At 65.3% G+C, this 19494-nt stretch carries 20 protein-coding genes and 2 tRNA genes; 12 read left to right on the forward strand and 10 right to left on the reverse strand.

Annotation, left to right across the window (positions count from 1 at the left end; genetic code table 11):
* Together QLQ12_RS45660 and QLQ12_RS45665 are read left to right on the forward strand one after the other, a co-directional pair.
* Positions 1–318, forward strand: a 318-nt coding sequence (locus QLQ12_RS45660; RefSeq protein ID WP_282767347.1) for a DDE-type integrase/transposase/recombinase, incomplete at its 5' end; no start/stop codon positions are given.
* A 775-nt stretch (positions 319–1093) separates the two neighbouring features.
* Positions 1094–1477: a hypothetical protein gene (locus QLQ12_RS45665; RefSeq protein WP_282767348.1), complete on the forward strand. Its 384-nt coding sequence runs from the start codon at positions 1094–1096 to the stop codon at positions 1475–1477.
* A 515-nt stretch (positions 1478–1992) separates the two neighbouring features.
* Here QLQ12_RS45665 and QLQ12_RS45670 read toward each other — a convergent pair.
* Together QLQ12_RS45670 and QLQ12_RS45675 are read right to left on the reverse strand one after the other, a co-directional pair.
* Positions 1993–2886 (reverse strand): hypothetical protein, encoded by an 894-nt coding sequence (locus QLQ12_RS45670; RefSeq protein WP_282767349.1) that lies wholly within the window; start codon positions 2884–2886, stop codon positions 1993–1995.
* 16 nt (positions 2887–2902) lie between these two features.
* Positions 2903–3139 (reverse strand): DUF4232 domain-containing protein, encoded by a 237-nt coding sequence (locus QLQ12_RS45675; protein WP_282767350.1) that lies wholly within the window; start codon positions 3137–3139, stop codon positions 2903–2905.
* A 204-nt stretch (positions 3140–3343) separates the two neighbouring features.
* Between QLQ12_RS45675 and QLQ12_RS45680 the strand changes: the two genes are divergently transcribed.
* Entirely contained in the window at positions 3344–3649 is a 306-nt protein-coding gene (locus QLQ12_RS45680) for a DUF7677 family protein (RefSeq protein ID WP_282767351.1), read from the forward strand.
* 166 nt (positions 3650–3815) lie between these two features.
* Here QLQ12_RS45680 and QLQ12_RS45685 read toward each other — a convergent pair whose 3' ends face one another.
* From QLQ12_RS45685 to QLQ12_RS45695, 3 genes are all read right to left on the reverse strand, one after another.
* Entirely contained in the window at positions 3816–4193 is a 378-nt protein-coding gene (locus QLQ12_RS45685; RefSeq protein WP_282767352.1) for a hypothetical protein, read from the reverse strand.
* Positions 4194–4753: 560 nt separating this feature from the next.
* On the reverse strand, positions 4754–5008 hold the full coding sequence (locus tag QLQ12_RS45690; protein WP_282767353.1) for a hypothetical protein: 255 nt from the start codon (positions 5006–5008) through the stop codon (positions 4754–4756).
* Positions 5009–5088: 80 nt separating this feature from the next.
* Positions 5089–5436: a hypothetical protein gene (locus tag QLQ12_RS45695; protein WP_282767354.1), complete on the reverse strand. Its 348-nt coding sequence runs from the start codon at positions 5434–5436 to the stop codon at positions 5089–5091.
* Positions 5437–5534: 98 nt separating this feature from the next.
* Between QLQ12_RS45695 and QLQ12_RS45700 the strand changes: the two genes are divergently transcribed.
* Together QLQ12_RS45700 and QLQ12_RS45705 are read left to right on the forward strand one after the other, a co-directional pair.
* On the forward strand, positions 5535–6443 hold the full coding sequence (locus tag QLQ12_RS45700) for a hypothetical protein (protein WP_282767355.1): 909 nt from the start codon (positions 5535–5537) through the stop codon (positions 6441–6443).
* A 223-nt stretch (positions 6444–6666) separates the two neighbouring features.
* Entirely contained in the window at positions 6667–6966 is a 300-nt protein-coding gene (locus QLQ12_RS45705) for a hypothetical protein (protein WP_282767356.1), read from the forward strand.
* 351 nt (positions 6967–7317) lie between these two features.
* On the opposite strand, the gene QLQ12_RS45710 is transcribed toward QLQ12_RS45705, so the two are convergent.
* Entirely contained in the window at positions 7318–7773 is a 456-nt protein-coding gene (locus tag QLQ12_RS45710) for a MarR family winged helix-turn-helix transcriptional regulator (protein ID WP_282767357.1), read from the reverse strand.
* Positions 7774–7877: 104 nt separating this feature from the next.
* Here QLQ12_RS45710 and QLQ12_RS45715 point away from each other — a divergent pair, with 104 nt between their 5' ends.
* Positions 7878–8333, forward strand: coding sequence for a DUF6069 family protein (locus tag QLQ12_RS45715; RefSeq protein WP_282767358.1), 456 nt, complete (start codon positions 7878–7880; stop codon positions 8331–8333).
* 182 nt (positions 8334–8515) lie between these two features.
* Here QLQ12_RS45715 and QLQ12_RS45720 read toward each other — a convergent pair.
* Together QLQ12_RS45720 and QLQ12_RS45725 are read right to left on the reverse strand one after the other, a co-directional pair.
* A tRNA-OTHER gene (locus QLQ12_RS45720) sits at positions 8516–8641 on the reverse strand.
* Between the two features lie 96 nt (positions 8642–8737).
* Positions 8738–9796 carry a DUF6461 domain-containing protein gene (locus QLQ12_RS45725; protein WP_282767359.1) on the reverse strand — a complete coding sequence of 353 codons (1059 nt, stop codon included), beginning with the start codon at positions 9794–9796 and terminating at the stop codon, positions 8738–8740.
* Positions 9797–10620: 824 nt separating this feature from the next.
* Here QLQ12_RS45725 and QLQ12_RS45730 point away from each other — a divergent pair.
* From QLQ12_RS45730 to QLQ12_RS45750, 5 genes are all read left to right on the forward strand, one after another.
* Positions 10621–11316, forward strand: a complete 696-nt coding sequence (locus QLQ12_RS45730; RefSeq protein WP_282767360.1) for a hypothetical protein — start codon at positions 10621–10623, stop codon at positions 11314–11316.
* 735 nt (positions 11317–12051) lie between these two features.
* Positions 12052–12270 carry an SMI1/KNR4 family protein gene (locus tag QLQ12_RS45735; RefSeq protein WP_282767361.1) on the forward strand — a complete coding sequence of 73 codons (219 nt, stop codon included), beginning with the start codon at positions 12052–12054 and terminating at the stop codon, positions 12268–12270.
* A gap of 157 nt (positions 12271–12427) precedes the next feature.
* Positions 12428–13084, forward strand: a complete 657-nt coding sequence (locus QLQ12_RS45740) for a helix-turn-helix domain-containing protein (RefSeq protein ID WP_282767362.1) — start codon at positions 12428–12430, stop codon at positions 13082–13084.
* A 334-nt stretch (positions 13085–13418) separates the two neighbouring features.
* Positions 13419–14588 carry a calcium-binding protein gene (locus QLQ12_RS45745; RefSeq protein ID WP_282767363.1) on the forward strand — a complete coding sequence of 390 codons (1170 nt, stop codon included), beginning with the start codon at positions 13419–13421 and terminating at the stop codon, positions 14586–14588.
* A 107-nt stretch (positions 14589–14695) separates the two neighbouring features.
* Positions 14696–15334 carry a hypothetical protein gene (locus tag QLQ12_RS45750; RefSeq protein WP_282767364.1) on the forward strand — a complete coding sequence of 213 codons (639 nt, stop codon included), beginning with the start codon at positions 14696–14698 and terminating at the stop codon, positions 15332–15334.
* Here QLQ12_RS45750 and QLQ12_RS45755 read toward each other — a convergent pair.
* Together QLQ12_RS45755 and QLQ12_RS45760 are read right to left on the reverse strand one after the other, a co-directional pair.
* Positions 15303–15374, reverse strand: a tRNA-Lys gene (locus QLQ12_RS45755). The two genes, QLQ12_RS45750 and QLQ12_RS45755, sit on opposite strands and share 32 nt — an antisense overlap.
* A 318-nt stretch (positions 15375–15692) precedes the next feature.
* On the reverse strand, positions 15693–15938 hold the full coding sequence (locus tag QLQ12_RS45760) for a hypothetical protein (protein WP_282767365.1): 246 nt from the start codon (positions 15936–15938) through the stop codon (positions 15693–15695).
* A gap of 420 nt (positions 15939–16358) precedes the next feature.
* On the opposite strand from QLQ12_RS45760, the gene QLQ12_RS45765 reads away from it, so the two are divergent.
* On the forward strand, positions 16359–19494 hold a 3136-nt coding region (locus QLQ12_RS45765; protein ID WP_282767366.1), incomplete at its 3' end, for a LamG domain-containing protein.

The following is a 19494-nucleotide window of genomic DNA, read 5'->3' on the forward strand; positions in this document are numbered from 1 at the left end:
AAGGCGTTGAAGACGGTACCGGCCGAGGTCGTGACCGACGCCGCAGCCGTCTACCCCGCTGTCCTCGCCGACCTGATCCCGGCCGCCTGGCATCATGTCGAACATTACGCGAACAACCCGATCGAGGCCGATCACAGCCGGCTCAAACACCGCCTCCGATCGATGCGCGGCTTACGCACCGACCGGACCGCCCAGACCGTGATCGCCGGATACGCCTTCGTCCAGAACCTGCGCCGCAGACACTACGAGATCGCCACCGAAACCCCACCCCGGCTACGCGTGGCCGCCACGTTCACCGAACTCGCCACCACGATCTGACCACGCCGCCTCGCCAGGCCGAACACGTCCCCCGATCGACCAACGCAACAGAGCCCACCAGCGTGCTACCCGCAGCCCAACACAAAGCAGCCGAAGCCACCGCCCGACTGATCCTCACCACCGCCCGCCCTATGCGCGGCAAGATCCGCCGCAAGCACCGCCACCACGGGCCGACGTCCACCACACCCGGCCCAGCTAGCACCGCGCCAGCGAGCAAACCCGCAGGTCAGAACCCTGGAAAAAGTCACCCTGGGGGGACAAAAGCGGCGCAATCGGTCCGAGCGGTAACGAGCGACCAGCAAGCGGCCACATTCCACACGCGACAGCTCGGCAACACAAAACTGCAGGTCAGAAAGTGGGCCGCCGGGGATTCGAACCCCGAACCTAAGGATTAAAAGTCCGCAGCTCTGCGATCTATTCGCGAATCAGACTTATAGCCCGCACCGTCCTGAGCGGTCCGGCTACATCCGGCCACGTCCGGGTGCTGAAGGCGGACTCTGAGCCCCCTGAGCCGAGCAAAATCCGGCCCCGTCCGGATACATCCGGTGGGGGTACTGAACGTCCGAGCGACCACGGAGCGATTGACTGCGCGTCGCCGTAGCGGAAGGACCGTCCTGGCGGGCCGTCAGGGGCGGCAACCGTGGCGGTTGACTCAGGCCCCGCCCCGCTGCGCTGTCTCCTGCGGGACGAGCGGCTCGGGCCGCACAGGTTGTCCGTCATCGCTGTAGGCGTACGGAGAACATGAGCAGGTATTGCCATCTGCCGAAGGACGTCGATGAGAGACGCGGTTCTCGCCTACGGATTCGACATCAGCAACTACGACAGCGAGGACGCGACGACCCTGCTGCTGACGGCCGCGCACGCCCAGAACATGTTCACCGACGCCAGCGCCGGTGGCTTTCTGGACAGTGAGGCGACCCGCGATCCGGATTACCAGCTCGGGCTGCTCGGACTCTTCATCCAGGACGTCGGTGACGGGCAACCGGAACAATTCGTGCTGGCCTCCTACCTCGAACGCACCGAGGACGAACCCATCACGTTCCTGACCGAGCTGCCGTTGGGCGTCGAGACGGCGACCCTCCGGTGGGCTGCCCGGATCCTCAAGGTTCCCGACGACGAGGAGCCACAATGGATGCTGGCCTGGAGCGGCATCGGCTGAGGCACCCCGGGCCAGGCCGCCGGCGTGAACTCCTGCTGGACCGCGTGTCTGGACCTGCGATCACGAGCGATCGCGCACGCCTGGTGAACCGCGGCGCTGGGCTCCGTGCCGAGAGCGAGTAGCGCATCGCGCGCGTCGATGCCCGGCCTCGCCGGAGCCGACGGCAGCGCGCGGGTCGCTTTTGCCTGTTCATCGTGGCCTATGGTCGAACGTCCTCTCATCAAGCTAGTTCAGCACGTCGGACGTTCGGAGACCGGTCACCGAGCGTCACGGCCTGCGAGTCGCCCGAGCACGCTCGGCGGCAGTTGAGTGAACCGGCAGTTGGTTTGGGCGGCGTACGCGTCACGGACGGCTGGCCCCGGACGACGGGTGCGCGTGGATGCCGAGTCCGTATTCGTACTGCAAGCCGTGGCGGGTGATGCCCTCCGCGAACCCGGGCAGCTCTTCCGCACCCGGCGGCGCCTGTCACGGCGTACCCCCGTGGTGATGTCGTTGAGATCGTGGCCCGGCGCTGCTCATCCCGCGGCGGTGATTCCGGAGGCGAACCGGACGATCCCGTCCCGGTCCAGCCTGATGTCGCCCTCCCATCTGATCATCAACGTCCGGCGGCCACCGAGGTCGAGGCGCATCTCGCCGCCGACCGGGTACTTCTGATACTGCGCGGTGAGGCCGCCGACGGTGACCGGCTGGGGATCCGGAAGGGGCTCGCTCGGGAACGTCGGTTCGAGGACGCTGACACAGAGACCGGTAGGTGCGGGCACCGTGTTCGCCTTCTCCGGTGTTGCCAGGCACGCCGACCAGGGAGTCTGGTTCTGGAGAGTGAGGCCCTGCGGCACCTCTGCGAACGAGAACGGGGCCGGGCCGGACGGCACCGAACCCGGCTGGAGACCGCCGGCGAAGCGCAGGACGTCCTGCTCGGTCCACCCGCCACTGCCGTTCGCCTTCATCCACCGCCCGTCGGCGAGTTGCCAGAGGACGCCGATGCGTCCGGGCGCGGTGCGGACCGTCGCGGGCCGGTCGCCGACCACAGCGGCGTGCTCCTCGGTCTTGGGGTGGTCCCATGTCGGATCGCGCGCGATCCACTCCGCGGTCAGCACGTTGCCGTCGCCGTAGTAGTACTGCAGGGTCCGGTCGGGACCGCTGCGGAAGACGGTGGGCTCGGCCCTGCCGGGCGGCAGCCAGGACGCCTGGAACGGGAAGACGGGCTCGGCCCAGTCCGGCTTGTTCCACTGCGCCGGTGGTTCGGAGCGGGTCAGCAGGGGTACGCCCACGGCCAGTCCGATCACCACGGCGGCAACCCCGCCGGCTGCCATGAGACGGCGCAGCCGGATCTCACCCGGAGTCAGATCTATGTGCTGATCCTCCGGCGCGGGTTCGGCGTGGCCGTCCAGCTCGGCATACCGTTCCACAGCTTCTTCTCCCGTCTCAGGTCTCGGCCCACGGGCTGACCGCGACCTTGCCGGTGTTCCCCGTGTCGACGTGCAGCGCGACGGTCTGCCGGGGCTGCCCGGCCGACGGGGCGACCCGCACGTATGCCCCGGTCGCGACAGTCTCGGCGTCGGTGGTGAGGCTGCGCCACACCAGCACCGCCATCACCGACCCGCCGGGCTCGACGGTGACCCGCTTCGGCTCGACCGCCCAGCGGTCGATCATGTAACCCATCAGGGAACACCTCCCACCGCCGTCCTCCGGGTTAGTGAAGGACCGCAAATTACCGCATCGGCGGAAAGTGAGGAGAACGTACTCTCGTCGGCACGAGCGGACACCAACCGGCACCCAGCGGCCGTGACGCGCGGTGTCGAGCGGATCGCGGCAAATCAGTGCGCGGCCGGTTCTTGAGTAGCGGCATCAGTAGATGATCACTGCGTGGCACAACTACCCGAGGACGTCAGGTCGGCGCTTCGCTTCTTCGCCTTCTACCTGGCCAACGGCACGCTCGTCGTGGACTTGCTGGAGAATTTCGACTATCGCTCCAACGTTCTGGCGTACGGATCGGGTCTCGAGCAGGTGTTCGCTATCTTCGTCAACGTCCTGGACGTCAACGACGCCGGCGAGGTAACCAACTACGGCGACGCGGAGTATCGCGCCGCCCAGTGGATCCGGCGGGTCTGTGACAGCACTTACCAGGTAGATCCTCCCTTCGCCGACTGGGAGATCGAGTTGCCGCTGTGAACGAGCTGCCACACAGGAGGCAGTCCCGACGGGCGCACTTTGACCGCATTCCGGGCGTTCGGCCGGTGCGGGAGGTCGACCACGCAGGGTGACCGGTCATGCTTGGGTTGGCGCGCGCTCAGCGGCAGATGAGGGCTTGTGATCTTGTACTGAGTATTGACGCCAGCTATTGATGGCTGAAGTCGGCTGGAACCTTCGCCGCCTTGGCCTTGAATGCTCTGCTGACGGGATTCGTTCCATCGTCCACGAGGTGGTAGAAGTCCTCGTCGGATGGCAAGGAGTCGGGTGATTCGCCGTTGAGGCTGCGATCCAGGACGTCCTGCAGGAAGTCCGCAGCCTCGGCAAGCTCGAAATAGCGCAAAGCGTTGATCGCACTTCTGACCCGGAACGGCTCGTTGACCTCCAGAGCGAAGCCCAGGCCGCCGCCCATCGCTGAGTTGTAGACGCGCAGCAAGGAAACAAGGTGCTCGATTCCGGGGGGCGTGCAATCCGGAACTTCACCGTCAGCGCCGTAATCGCAGGCTTGGTTCCAGATGATGTCCAAGCCGTTCAACTCGCTGCCTCCAAGCATAAGCTGGCGACGATCTGGGCCAGTGCAGGCCGGAGGGGAGACGCCGCGGGCACGTCCCATGATTGCTCATCGGATGTCATAGCGCGACTTGCTGCAGTCACGATTCCTCCCGCCTGGCCTTGCAGCCTCCGAACGCACTCTCGTCGGCAGGCACGAGCGTGCGCTGTCCGACACGGCAGGATCGTAACTCTCCGTAGCGCCCGGATCGCGGCATGTGAGGGTGTTGCGGGAACTGATGATTCCGAGCGGATCGCTGGCTCCTACGGCTTGTTGACGTCTCCTTCTTCATGCTCGGCCATAAGGCCCTCCTCAAGCAGCCCGATCGCGACATCAGGCTTATCCACCCTGGGTTCGCCGCATAGCGGGCAGTCCCATTCGTCATGTGACTCAATGACTACTGGATGGCCACAGAAGACGCACGGCCGCATACTCCCGTCGCCGGAGTGCCGCACGCCAACGCCATCGCTCACGCCAGCCAGACTCCTTCAACGGGCTCTGCAGGTCAGTTCTAATTAACCGTCGGACGATTTTTGTTAACGGTGAAACTCGGGCAGCTGATCGCTGTGGACGTTAGCGATCCAGAATGTCCACCGCCCTAGTTTCTTGGTGGGACGATAAACGATCCCGATATCCGCCTCGCTGGGGACCGGAATCCAGTGAAAAAGATAGTCGGGGTTGTCGACGATGCGTTGAGTCGCTGCGCCATCGGGTTTTTTGGGCAAGTTTCCTAGAGCCTTGTTTAGCATTTGCAGGCTGACCGGGCCGAGCAGTCGGCTGCGCTCGATCATCCAATTACTGAACATCAGGGTTCGCCAGAGAGAAATGGCCTCCCTGCCCTCCGGTATGGGAAAAATCGGATCCAATGATGTCATCGGAGGCCCTCGAACAAGTCGTCGGCCTGGCGCCAATCGTCAGGAACCCGACCCTGCTCGGCGGCGCGAACCGACCTGCTGATCTCCTCACGGTGCTTCTCCATGAAGCGCCTCGTCAGCTCACGCCGGGCCGCCGATTCCAGCCTCGGGGTCGAGAGGTCTCCGGTTCGCCCTTTATATTTTTCCGCCTCAATTATCAACTCATCCTTGTGGAGCCCGGCACCTTTTCGAAGCTCCGCTCCATCTACCGTCTTGAATTCCAATGGCAACCCAGGTATCTCTGGTTTCTTCTTTTTCTCCGAGCCCTCGTCCCTCGAAGTGCTCTTCCACTCCAAGTTCCCCATGGTCAGCCCCGATCGGTCGTTCTTCGTGGCTAAATCGTACGCGCGACGGGGACGAACGCGCCATGATCGAAAGAGTTACGTCGAACGTTTGGAGGATCATGGCAGCGTCGAAAGACCCCGAAAATATCGAATCGGGACAGACAGGCAGTGGCCCGCTGCGGGCGATAGCCGATCTCCGCGCGACCGCGCGATGGATCATCACCGCCGCGGCCGGCGTCGGCGCGGTCTTGGTCGCCGGGGTTCCACTGACCGGCCTTGGCAGGCTCGACGGGCTAGACCTGGTTTTTGCCATAGCCGCACTGGGCGCGGCATTGTGTGCGATCGGAACCGCGATAGCCATGGTCGCTCGCGTTTTTGCGACGCCATACGTAACATTGGAGTCGCTTCACCAGAATCATCGTAAGAGCGCCGGCGGCGGCGATAAAAACCCGGTCGGGGCTACGATTCAAGCGATCGGGCTGGTTCGCGAAGAGCTTTTCGCGGACCAGGCGGAGCACATCGGGAAGCTGTATGAACGGCTGGAGTCTGTGAACGCGGCCCTGCGCGCTCCGCCGCGGCAATGGCCATGGCGGCGGGTGATTCCGCACGACGTGCAGGTTCGGGAGCTCGCTGAGCTACGCGTAGCGGTCTCGCGAGTCGTCGACTTCGCCAACCACGACGCCATCCGGAGACAATTCGTCGGCTTGTACAGACGACTCGCCGCCGCCGCGGTGGTGACGACGCTCGGTGTCGGGGTGTACGCCTATCTGGCAAGCCGGCCCGCCGATCCGGACCTGGTCACGAAGCCGACGCCCGTGCTGGTATCGATACCGGTCGGCGACGCGATTCGGACGCAACTCGGGCCGAGGTGCCCCCTCGGCCGTGTTCCGGCGGTTGCCGTAAGTGGCTTTCTACGCCAGCCCACCGTCGTAACGATTCCCACGGCCGAATGCCTCGGCGCCCGCTTCAAGGTGCCGGCTGGAACCGTGGTGGTACCGGCCAAGGAACTCCCGAAACTCGTGGGCTGAGCCAGCCCGCGGAGGAAACCCAGGTCAGTTCGCCTGCTCCAGGATGTTCCGCCCGACCGTGGGATTAGTGGACACCGATGCGGGTAGCAAGACCGCCGATATCAACCCGGCCAACGTTTGTGGTCAGGGCACTAGACACAGCTGTCGCCCAAGTTCAGGCCAGCCGGATCACGATGCATAGCGCGGATCGCGGCTAGAGGACGGTTCGGTACTGTCGGCCAGCATGGGGATGTACGCGTCGGCTCGCGGTTGGGTGGAGATCGATTTCAAGCAGCGTAGTAGTGCTGAGGAAATCATCCGGCGGCACGAGGACTGGCACTACTCCGGTAGTTGGCCCTTTCCTGCGAAGCCTTTCAACTGGACCCTGTACCTCTTCTACGGCTGCGACATCCGGGAAGACGAACTGCCCTCGCTACGCGCACAGGTCACTGAGCTGGCCGCCCTGCCAGCGATCGACGAGGACGGTGACCGCGCTCGCGGCTTGTTCCTGGTCACCGACGAACGCGCCGGAGCTGTCACTTGACAAATCCGCAACGGGGTCTTAGAAGAGCTTCCCGCACGGTCCTTATCGTGGCTGGCTGAATAGCAGCGCACCACATACAGAGCGCACTGGAATCATCCCGGCGAACGCACTCACATCGGCAGGTAAGTGCGGCGCAGGTGCCTATTGCCAGCCACGCCGGCGGAATTGCTCATCCGGCTGTTCCCGCCGTTCGAGAACATTTGCTCGGCCGAGCGTCAGCAGGGCTTCCCGCATCTCTTTGCCCAATGGGTCTGAGTCCAGAAAACGTGTTTGAACTCGGTGAACGACTTGCCCTCGAACGGATCCAGTGCTTGACCGAGGGAGTACGACGCCCCGTCCCAGTCGGTCCATTCAGTCAAGCCGCTGCTCGTGTTTTGCGACTGCTGTGAGTAGATCGCGCAACTGCCTGCGATCCGTTTGCGGCACGTTGAAGAGGGCTGCGGCCCTGGCATGCGCTGCGGCACCCAGCAGGTCGCGACGGCGCTGCCCTTCCTCGGTCAGGACGAGGTGCTTGACTCGCCGGTCGGCGGGGTCGGTACGGCGGGTGACCAAGCCACGGCGTTCCAGTCCGTCGACTATTCCGGTCACGTTGGAAGCATCGCAAGCGAGCAGGTCGGCGAGGTCGCGCATCGGCGCTGGGCCGCGCAGGTTGACCAGGGCGAGGGCCTGTGCGGGTGGTAGGTCTAGGTCGGCCGCGATCGCGTTGAACCCCTGCCGGAGCCGGCCCGCGACCTGGAAGACCAGATCGGCCAACTCGGTGATCAGCTGGTCCTCGGGGGCAGGTGGGTGCGCGGCCTGCGTAGTCATAACCTCGATGATACGCGTCCTCGATAGTTTAGTTCCTCAAGTATATCTGCTATGCTCGCGAAAAGTTGGCATCCTCAACTGTCGACTTCCTCAAGGAGGCTTTCGTGGCGGCTTTGACCAATGTGGAGCGCGCATCGGGTACGGCACGTTTCGCCAGGGCGCGCAACCGGATACTGGTGGTCGCAGCAGCAGTGCTCGCGACGGCCCTGATCTGGGTGATCGGTGAACCATTGCTCGGCCACGACCTGGTGGTGGCCTCGCCAGGACAGCCCGCCATGGACCTGGGGCTGGCCGAAATCGCCTTCGTGGCGCTGGCGTCCAGCCTGCTCGGCTGGGCGGCACTTGCCATCCTGGAGCGGATCACCACTCGTGCCGTTGCCATCTGGACGATTGCGGCATTAGTGGTCCTGACGGTGTCGTTCCTGCCGTTCGCCGGCGTGAAGACGTCCAGCGGGAGCAAGGTGGTGCTGGCCCTCACGCACGTCGCAGTCGCGGCCGTGCTCATCCCGGGCCTTCTGCGCACGAGCGCACGCCGCACGCCGAGCCAATCGATCAACTAACGGCGCGTGGGGGTACGTGCACCACTGCACGTTGCGGTCGCCGTCGGCTGCGTGAGCGGAGCCGACCGCCGGACACGGCCGAAGCGGTGGGGTGTGGTGCCGCAAAGCGGCGCCACACCGTGCACTTCGCCCGTCGACGGCTGCGCCCGGCAGCGAGCGGATCGCGGCATGACAGTGCGTTGCGGGCCGGAGGGGATTCGAACCCCTGGTGGGGCATGGCACGCCAGTGGCCCCACGCGCTTCAGGTCGCCGTACGTACCCGGCTGTCGGCTCATCGGCACTGCAAAATCCGGCTCTGCCACCGGCCCGCCGCAGTGTCGCCGGAACCGGCCCCACCAGCACCCGGTTTACTTAGGCGCTACGAGCGGTGTCGGCGGCATGAGTGCGATATTGGTTGCCCGGCGTCAAAAATGCGGACGGAAATGTGATGAGGAGCCTCGTCGCGCGTCGCTTGCCGCGCGGGACGCGCACCGGCCCAGTACTTCGGCCTGTAGGCGCAGATCTGGGTTCCGGAACGTGTAGCCGCCGGAGGTGTGCCGGTCGAATGCGGCGTCGATGAAGTCACGGACGGCGTGCCCTTGCCGGAAGAGGTCCGCACTGGGCCAGCCGGTCATCGTCCGGCTCTGCTGGAAGTAGTGGTCGCCGAGGGCCGTCAAGTCGGCGCGAAGTTCGGGACGTGGTGGATGCCCCAGGGTCAGAGCCTCCATCGCTTCCCTGGCCGCAGGTTCGTCGACGAGGCCGGCGTCCTGAGCGATGGACCTGGCGCGGAATGCGGCGATGGCGGGGATCTTGTCGAGTGTCGGCGCGGCAAGGACCTGCTGGATGAAGGTATCCTGAAGCGCCGAGTGCTCTTCGTCGCCCTCCGGTATGAGGTCTTGGGGGACTTCGTCGAGCACAACGCCCGGTATGTCCCAGGTCGGAAAGTCGGCCGGCAGGCGAACTCCCGTGATGCGCTCGGCCAAGGCGAGCCCAGCCGCACGCCAGTCTGCGTCGCCGGCGTGCCCGAATGGCAGGTGCGCCAGGTAGGCGTCGATGTCGGCAGCATCGGGGCCGTGTCTGTCCTCCGGGAACATCATGTCGAATCCGAAACGCGTACGGCCGTCGACGGCATACGTGAAGGCGTTGGTTGCGTTGACGTTCCAGTAGACGCTCACCGCCGTTCCGCCGGCAGCGGCCTGTCGGAGTACCTCAGTTCGGGTGCCCTGGTAGCCGTTGTCTTCGATTCCGATCTGCCACGTGCCCATCTCGGCGACGAGAAGCGCGGCCGGGACCTCGGTGTAGTGGTACTGGTGGAGGAGGTCGCCAAGGTCGTGCCTCGACACGGTCGCCGTGGGGTCACCGCCGAACGCCCTGATCAGACCTGGGCCATCCACGCCGCTGGCGTAGGTGACACAGAGGGCTACGCGCAGGTACGGAGCACCATCGAGCAGCCGCCGGTAGTACTCCACCGCGCCCTGGTCCACAGGCCAACGGTATGCCAAGGACGGCCACGGGAAGCCGATTTCGTCGACTCTCCGTAACCGGCGTAGCGGGGCTGAGACGTGCGTCGCACCGCACACTCATCTCGGCACGACAGTGCTTCTGTCAAGCTGGCGGATCGTCTCGGTAGAGATCTTCCCTCACGCCTCGGCCGCCCCAACGGGTCGCGGTGAGTTCAGGTCGCGGACGCGTCGGCTTCGGTAGCCAGCCGTGCCGTCTGGTGTCGGATGGAGCGTTGTCCCAGTCGGCGATCAGCGCGAATGGGTCATCGACGTCATCGACGTTGGCCTCCCGGACGGCTACGGAAGGGTAGAAGCGTGTCTCCTGAGCCACCCGGCAGTCGTCCGTCCGAGAAGCCACCAGAACGCCGCAACTTTCGCAGGCCACACACAGGTTCCCGCCGGCGAGGGACCAGCAACCTATGAAAACAAGACCGTGGACGATTCGGGTACCACGTACATCGCCGGGCGATAGGACGAAGGTACCGACCACCTGATCGCACCCATACGCCGTCTTGTCGATTGCATAGGTGCCGGGGTTGAGAAGTGGTGGATTGACATGGTGGCAGTCGAGAAACGACGAGTGCGGTTGCAGTGGCAGTTCCACCAAGCGGACCGGGACGCTCAGCGCGTTTCCGCACCCAGCACACCGGAAGGTCTCCACCACGGCAGTGTGCCATTTAGGCTCACCGACAGCATCTGAATATGCAGGGCGCGGGGGGCTTCGAACATCACACCGTCACAGGGTCGTCGATCTGCTGAACGCCCTCTCATCGGCACGAGCGTGCGCTGTCCGACACCGCAGGACCGTGACTCTACGTAGCGCCGCTGGGGCGCTGGTGACCGCGGTTATTCTCCAGATTTTCCTTCGCGTCACCGAGAACGACCGCGCCTGGGAGTTGATCCTGTGGGCCACTCTTCTGCTGCCGGTCGTCTTCCTGCTGTGGTCGGCTGCCTCCGCTCGTTCCTTTCATCCCGCGGAGCTGGTGGCGCGTCCCGAGGCCGCTGCCTTCGACGTCTTGGTAGGCCCTCGTACAGTGCTTCGGGCCGTGGGTGCGACCTACCTCGGAGCCAACTCCCTGGGCATGTTGCTTCACGGTGTGGGGGCGGAAACGGGTCACTGGTTCCCCGCGAGCCTTCTCGTGCTGTGGGCCGGCCTGCTGGCGGCCTGCTGGAGGGCGGCCCTCTCGCCTTTCGGGGTGCGGTTGAGCAGAGACGGACTCTTCGACCGACGCATTCTGGGCTCTGTGTTCGTACCCTGGGAAGCTCTGGCCACCCCGAGTTCCGCAGTGGCCAGCGATCCGTATCAAGTCACCCTTTTCTTGACACATCCTGAACGGGTGCGCTGGTATGGCCTCCGCTTCGGCAAAGCAAGCTCACTGCCCGCCGTCGGGGGCAATGCTGACTTCTTGGCGCGCGTGATCATCGAGTATGCGAATCACCCCGACTTTCGCCCCGCCATCGGCTCGAAGGGCGAACTCGCCCGGATTCGAAAGACTTCATAGCTCACGGAGTGCACTCAACTCGGCAGTTCAGCACGTCGGACGGTTTGAGGATCGGTCACGGAGCGTTACGGAATCTGGCGCACCCGTTGGGGTATGTGTGCAGGCCCGAATACACGATCATCACTAGGATCGTCGGCATGGTCCGTACCACCCCACCGCGCCCGTTCGACATCGCTGAGGTCTTCCCCGAGCTGCACGAACACCGGCGGACGACCACCCGGTTGCACCCGCGCACCGGCACGCCCACCATCGCCGACAGCTCGATCGGCGGGCCGCTGCTGTGGCCGGCCGCAGAGCCGTGGCCGATGTGCACCGACGGCGACGCCCACGACGTGGAGATGCTCCTGACCCCGGCGACGGTCTACCGCGGCCGGGAGATCTACGCGGCGGCCAAGGGCCGGTCCTACACCGACGAGGAACTGGCCGGGATGCAGGCCATGAGCTCCTCCGAACCGCCCGAGTTGATCCACCGGCCGGTGCCACTGCTCCCGGTGGCACAGCTGTACCGCCGGGACGTACCCGATTTCACCGGCCCCGACGACACCGACCTGCTCCAGGTGCTGTGGTGCCCGCTGGGACACGGGGACGACATGTCCCCGGCGTTGCGGCTTTTCTGGCGGCGCACCGCCGACATCGGCCGGCCGCTCGCGACCGGTCCTGGAGTTCCTTGGGCAGCAACTCCCGGTACTGGTAGTCGACGACCTGCTCGGGATGCACGACGCACGGGTTCGGCAGGTGGTTCTCCTCGACCACCGGCGGTTCGGGCGCGGGGAGGTTGCCGACCGCGGCTTCCTCGCCATCGCCCCGGTCGGCACCGGCGACCACTGGGGTTTCCCGGTGATCGACGGCTGTTGCAGCGAGCAGGTCTGGTTCCACTTCCACGACGCCGGCGACGATGAACTCGTCGCCCAGGACTTCCTTGAGTTCGTCGCCAGCCGTGGGCTCAAGCCCTGACCACAGTCGTTGTAAGGGCTCTTCTCCGCCGTAGGCTGGAGCGCGACTTGCGGCAGACGAGCGCTCTTGATCTTGATTTTCCGGTGCCTGTCAGGGCGTATTCACGCGCCAACGCCAGGTCCGGATAGCGTGAGGCCAGCGGAACTACCCTGCGAGCATGAATGTCGCTGGCCGCACGCTCGCCCCGGCTGTGATGGAAGCTTTGACCTACTGGCCCGGTCTCGTGCACGCGGAACAGCCGAAGTCCGTCGACCTCGTAGTTCTGCTGCCCTTCTTCAATGACCTGCTGGACGAACTGCCGTGGTGGGACGGCGCCTGGCGCGTCACCCACGTCGAACCGGCTTACCCGCGGGAGTTCGCCAGCGACCATGAGCGCCAGAGGAACAGGTTCACCGAGGTCTCGGTGCCGGGAACGCTCAGTGGCGGCGCGGGGCAAGCGTTGCCGTTCCACGGACGTGTCCGATTCGAGGGGGATCGGCTGTTGCGGTTCCAAGCGAAGATTGGAGATGCGGTTGTCGGTCCTGCGCTCTCGGCAGCTGGCACCCACGAGCCACATCAGTTCGGCGCCGTGCTGCGCAAACTCATGGACAGTCGGGGTCTCTCGGTGAAGGACGTGGCCAGGCGGACGTCTCGCGCGATGTCGACCATCTATGCAGCACAATCCGGAGGCCGCAATCCGCACCCCATTCTCGTCCGAGAGATCGCTCGCGCCCTGGACATACCGGAGGCCGACCTAGTCGCAATTGCTGGTGTTGACGATGACCTGTACGACGCAGCGAAAAACGCCAGCGAACAGCCTGGTGGACGGCAGTAGCGACGCACTCAACTCGGCAGTTCAGCACGTCTGACAGCCAGGGGGCCGGTCACCGAGCGTCACAGCCCGGCGAGTCGCCTGCGCACGCTCGGCGGCAAATGGGCGATATGCGTATACCGACGAATGCTCAGCCGCGACACGGTAGTTCGCTGGACGCCTTCATTACGGCTTTAGGACCTCCGCGTCGATGAAGTTCAGTCCGCTTCGCCGCCGATGTTCTGAGCCCCGGGCAGCTGCGCAGTCACGCCTACCGGCAAGCACCGCCCTGCAGGCGACGTAAATATTTCTGTCGCTCTATGATGCCTGCGTTCGGCTCGTCGAGGGGAATCGTTTGATGTCACGCGTGCTTGGGCCGATCCGTATCGGTATCGTCCTGCTGCCTCTCCTCGCGGTAGGCGCTGTGGCTGGACCGGCGGAAGCGTCATCCTGGGGCTACGCTTCGGCCGGCGCTACCCATGTCGAGTTCGAGGCCGACTACCGGGTCGCCAACAAAGTCGTGATCACTCGTTCGGGGCGCACTGTCATCATCGACGACCGGGTCAGGATCAAGCCGGGCAAGGGCTGCAAGCAGGCTGCGGGCGACAAGACCAAGGTCCGTTGCACGACCAAGAAGGTCCCTACCACGGTGGACGCCTATGTCAGGGACCGCAACGACTCGGTGATCAACAAGAGTGACCTGAGGCTTGTGGCCGCGGGCGGGGCGGGCGCGGACACGCTGGTCGGCGGGCCGAAGGCCGACAAGCTCTACGGCGACCGATGGGGGAAGGCCGGCAACGACAAGATCTACGGCGGGGACGGCAACGACTACATCGATGCCGGCGACGGTGCCGACTTCGTCTCCGGCGGCAACGGCGACGACTCCATCAACGGGGACACGAATGTCGTCACCGAACCTGGCCGACCCGGCAATGATGTGGTCCACGGCGGCAACGGCGACGACGATCTGTGGGGCTACGGCGGCGACGACCGGCTGTTCGGCGGGAACGGCGACGATGGCCTTCGCGGTGGCGACGGCCGGGACGCACTTGACGGCGGCGCCGGTAACGATGTGTTGATCGGTGACCTCAACCCGGCCAGGCTCGCAGCGGATGTGATGCGTGGCGGGGCCGGGGTAGACGAGGTGAGGTACTCGCACTACACCAGGGCCGTCACGGTCGACCTGGACGGTGAGTCTGGTGATGACGGAGCGCCTGGAGAGCACGACACCGTCGGCGCCGACACCGAGATCCTCGTCGGCACGAGTGGCGATGACACCCTGACCGGCAACGCCGAACCCAATGAGATCGACGGCTATGGCGGTAACGACGCCATCATCGGTGGCGCTGGCAACGACTACTTGCTCGGGTCGGACGGCAACGACAGCTTCTGGGGTTCGGAAGGCAACGACACGATAGAAACCCGCGGCGGCGTCAACCGTGCTGATGGAGGTCCCGACAGCGACGTGTGCGTGTCCCGAGTGCTCGAAGACGCTCTCATCTCCTGTGAGGTTCATCGACCCTGGTGACGCCAGCCTGCCGTCTGTGCGCTGGTGTTCACAGCGGTCCTGTTCGCCAGGCCACCCGGAGTCGAGGCCCGTCCACACGCCGCAGCCGAATGACATACCGTCTCGCGGTGATCGATACCTCGACTGAGCTCTGGGACCCGCCGCCGTCCCGGCCCAGCCTCGCGCCGGCCTGGATCGGCGCGTCCCTCTCGTCCGCGATGATCCTCGCGCTCGTCGCCGCGGGCGGCGTGGTCGCCCACGCATGGAACGACGAACGCTACCGTGAGACCGGCGACCCCTGTTCCCGTCTCGACATCACGGCCGTCGCCACCCGCCTCGGCGATCCCGCGCTGCGACCGCAGCCGTCCCGAACGCCCGGCGCCTGCGCCAGCATCGTGCTCAACGCCGACACCTACACCTACACCTACACCTACACCAGCGTGCTACCCGCAGCCCAACACAAAGCAGCCGAAGCCACCGCCCGACTGATCCTCACCACCGCTCGCCCTATGCGCGGCAAGATCCGCCGCAAGCACCGCCACCACGGGCCGACGTCCACCACACCCGGCCCAGCTAGCACCGCGCCAGCAAGCAAACCCGCAGGTCAGAACCCTGGAAAAAGTCACCCTGGGGGGGACAAAAGCGGCGCAATCGGTCCGAGCGGTAACGAGCGACCAGCAAGCGGCCACATTCCACACGCGACAGCTCGGCAACACAAAACTGCAGGTCAGAAAGTGGGCCGCCGGGGATTCGAACCCCGAACCTAAGGATTAAAAGTCCTCAGCTCTGCCATTGAGCTAGCAGCCCGCAAGGTGCAGGTTACCCGGCGAAGACGACGAAGCCTACGCGGACCCACCTCTGACATGATCGCAGGCGCGCTGAGGCTGTCAAGCGAACAACGCCGCGCCTCGGGGCGGCAACGACTCGGCGTTGAAGTCAGGTGCAGGACACCGGACCGTTGTCCGTTTGGGCGCTGCGGGCGGCGATGACCAAATTTATGCAGGTCAAGAGATTTTGTCGTATTTGTGGAGGATTGCGTCGCGTCGGTCGTGTCGACGGACGTTGCGATGTGTCAGAGCGGCACATTCGGTGATCGGTTCGCGCGGCGAAAGCTGGAGCCGGGCGTTAGCGGCGCCGGTGGTGCAGTGGGATCAGGGCGGCGCCGAGGCGTTGTAGCACGTCGATGGCCTGAGGTGCGAGGCTGAGCGCGCCGAGGGCGGTCGCGAGCCTCAGTATCTCGTCCAGGACGGCGTTGGTGGCGTCGGTCCATTCCGGTTGTAGCAGCCACGATACGTGAAGGTCGTGGTCGAGTTGTTGGACCGGCGGTTGCTGGAGCAGGCTGTCGATGTCTGTGGGTACGGGCGCGCACACCGGGATGGAGTAGATCGGATCGGGCCGCTGGCGACGGGCGAGGGCACTGGCACGACGGCACCGTGTTCGACGAGGACACCAGCCGCGCGTTCGGCGTCGTGGTGGCCATCGAGTGTCGTGGTGGCCCTGTTCGGCGCCGTGTTTTCTCCGTTGTTTCCGCGGCCGTCACCGGTTCCCGAGGCTGAGGCGAGCAAGCTTCACTCGAGACGAGATTCGACAGAACCACGCCTTGCGATCACTGCCTCTCAGTATGGCTTTGATCACAGTGAGTGTTCATGCCTTGGTGTCGCATTTCGAGCACTTGTCCGAGATTGAAATCTAGCCATCTTTCGATCCTGTACGTAGTGTCCTGCTGCTGTTGCGCATTGATCGGGGGACGCTATGTGGCCAAGGATTCTGCCTGCCTGTCTGGTGGCGGGTGTGACGATCGCTGGCCTTGGTGTGCCGAGCCTGACGATGCCGGCGGCGGCGGCGTGCAGCGATGTTGCCCGTACTGAGTCGGCTGCTGCCGAGTTGGCGGCCGATTGCGGCAAGCCGGTGGTGGTGGACAACCTGCGGAACGAGTATTCGCAGGTGATTGCGCAGCCGGATGGGCGGATGACGTTTGAGTCGTCGGTGTTGCCGGAGCGGGTGCGGCGTGGTGCGGGGTGGGTGGATGTCGATCTGACGTTGCGTCCCGGCGGTGATGGGCTGTTGCGGCCGGTGGCGTCGGTGGCTGATGTGGCGTTCTCGGCCGGGGGGCCGGTGCCGACGCCGCTGGTCACGCTGACGCGGGGCGGCCGGACGATGACCATGTCGTGGCCGGGTCTGTTGCCGGCTCCCACGATCCTGGATAACGCGGCTACCTATTCCGAGGTGTTGTCCGGAGTCGATCTGGTGGTCCGGGCGACGGAGACCGGGTTCACCCACGTCCTGAAGATCAAGTCGGCTGCTGCGGCGTCGGCGGTCCGGGAGGTCCGGTTCGAGCTGGGCGGTGATGCCGAGGTTGAGGCGGTCGACGGCGGGTTGCGGGCGGTGAGTAACGGCTCGGTGCTCGCGTCGAGTGAACCGGCGGTGATGTGGGACTCGCGCGCCGCTGCCCCCGCGGGTCCTCGGACGTTGCGGTCGTTGCAGCAGACGTCGCCGGCCTCGCCGACGTCGCCGGCCTCGCCGTCGACGGATGAGGTGGTTGGTGATGCGGCACGGATGGCGCCGGTGTCGGTGGGGTTGTCCGGCGGGGACCTGGTGCTGCGTCCGGATGCTGCGTTGCTCGAGGACGCGGTGTTCCCGTTGTATGTCGATCCGGAGTGGTCGATCGCCAAGGTGAAGTGGGCGTATGCGACGAACAACGGGTCGTCCAACTCCGACACCTCCACGGCTCGGGTCGGCCATAACCCGGACACGGGGGCTCTGTACCGGTCGTTCTTCCAGTTCAACACGAGCTTCAAGCACTGGACGCTTATCGGGAAGCACATCGAGTCCGCGCAGGTGGACATGGAGTTGGATCACTCTTGGTCCTGCGACAGGACGGTGGCGTCGATGTCCTGGTCTTCGGCTATCAACAAGACGCCGAAGGCGACCTGGTCGTCCATGGGGTTGTTGCGGCACCTGGCCAGCGCCTCCGGGCGGGCCAATCAGGCCGGCGGGTGCGGGGTGATTCAGGGCGACGAGGACATGATCTTCAAAGGGGCGGCCGTCACATCATTGATGCAGGACGCGTCGAACCAGGGTTGGCCGGCTGTCGCTTTCGGGTTCACGGCGCGTGATGCCGAGGGTAAGGGTGAGTCGACGCAGTCACGGTGGAAGAAGTTCAAGCCGGGCAGTGCCAGGTTGAGGGCCGACTATGACACCAGGCCGACAGCGCCGACAGATCTGCAGGTGGCAGGCATGCCGTGCGGCGGCGGCGCGGTGTCGGTAGGGACGCTCAGCCCGACATTCTCGGCGCAGTTCCATGACGCCGACGGGACCGATGACTCGTTGACCGGTGCCTTCGAGTGGATCGAGGTTCCGGCCGGCGGGATGGGTTCGGTCAACGACCACTCGCCGGGCCGAAGGGCTGCACCGCCGGACAAGACCAGCGTGTCGCCGGGTGCGAGGGCGACCAGTGCCACGGTCGCGGTGGAGAAGAACAGGACGTACGCGTTCCGTGCCAGAGCTACTGACCGGTCACCGTACTTCCAGACGGGTCCGTGGTCGGCGTGGTGTCAGTTCACGGTGGACACCGCGGTTCCGCAGGTAAAGGGAACGATGATCTCGAACGCTTCCGCGCCGGGGCGGACGGTGCGGCTCCGGATCGAGTCGCCTGATGCTGATGTCACCACGTTCCAGTACGGGTGGGATGCGGCGACGAAGGTGGTCGCCGCGTCCGGTACGACGCCGAGGTTCGCCGAGGTGGAGGTCACTGCCCAGCGGTTCGGAAGAAACGTTCTGAACTTGAAGGCGATCGACGCCACTCTCAATGAGGGCACCGGCTTCTTCGACTTCCACATCGTGGGGCAACCGTTTGCTCCGGTGGCGCGGTGGGGTCTGGAGGCCTACCCGGGTGTGTCCCAGGCGAGTGCGTTGACCGACCAGGTGCCCGCGCCGGCTGATTCACCGCTGACCGCCGCGAATGTGAGCTGGCCCGGTGACGCCCGCTTGAAAGACGCGCAGACCGCGACGTTCAACGGAACCTCCTCAGCGGCGACCACGAATGCCGCTGTGGTGAATACGGCCGGTTCGTTCAGTGTCGCCGGCTGGGTGCGCCTCGGCGCGCTGCCGGGTTCGGATGTCACGTTCGCAACGCAGGATGGTGCGGATGCCGCCGGGTTCGAACTCGGTGTGCGCCGCGCCGGGACCACCCCAGTCCCGTACTGGTCGTTCGCTTTGAAGGACTCCAGCGCGCAGTCGAGCGGCACCGTCGCAGCGATCGCGCCGACCGCTCTGACTTCGGGTGATGTCGGCCGGTGGGTGCACGTCGCCGGGTCATTCGACGTGGTCGAGAAGAAGGTGCGTCTGTTCGTCGACGGCAAGAAGGTGGCCGAGGTCGACCGGTCCGCTGCGCCGTGGTCGGCGACAGGCAGGTTCGCGGTCGGGCGTGGTTTCGCTGGTGGGGTGGCGAGTGGGTTCTGGAACGGTGCGATCGCTGATGTCCAGGTGTTCGACCGGGTGCTGGCGCCGGATGACTTCACCGGACGGCTGGCGTCGGATCCTGATGCCAGTGGATTCGACGAGCCAGGCATCCTGAAGCCGATCCAGGTCGGGGCGTGGGATTTTGAGGCGGCGACATCGTGCCGTCTCACCGATCTGCGCGACTATTGTGAGGCGCCCGATCCCAGCACTGCTTGGGGCCGGTGGCTCGCACTGTCCCGGGGTGCCGACATCGGCGCCGGTCGTGACACCACCAAGGCCGCGTTGTGGCTTGATGATCAGTACTTCCCGACTGACGACGGCACGACACCGCAGACCACGTCCGAGTACGGCAGGTCGGCAGTGAAGACCGGTACCACCCCGCCGGACGGCGACGGCAACGAGTTGACGTTGTGGCAGGACCGGCAGGTGCTGCGTACCGATCAGTCGTACACGGTCTCGGTGTGGG

Origin of the sequence: Actinoplanes sandaracinus (genome assembly GCF_030009775.1) — a bacterium.
In the GTDB taxonomy this organism is placed as follows: Bacteria; Actinomycetota; Actinomycetes; order Mycobacteriales; family Micromonosporaceae; genus Actinoplanes; species Actinoplanes sandaracinus.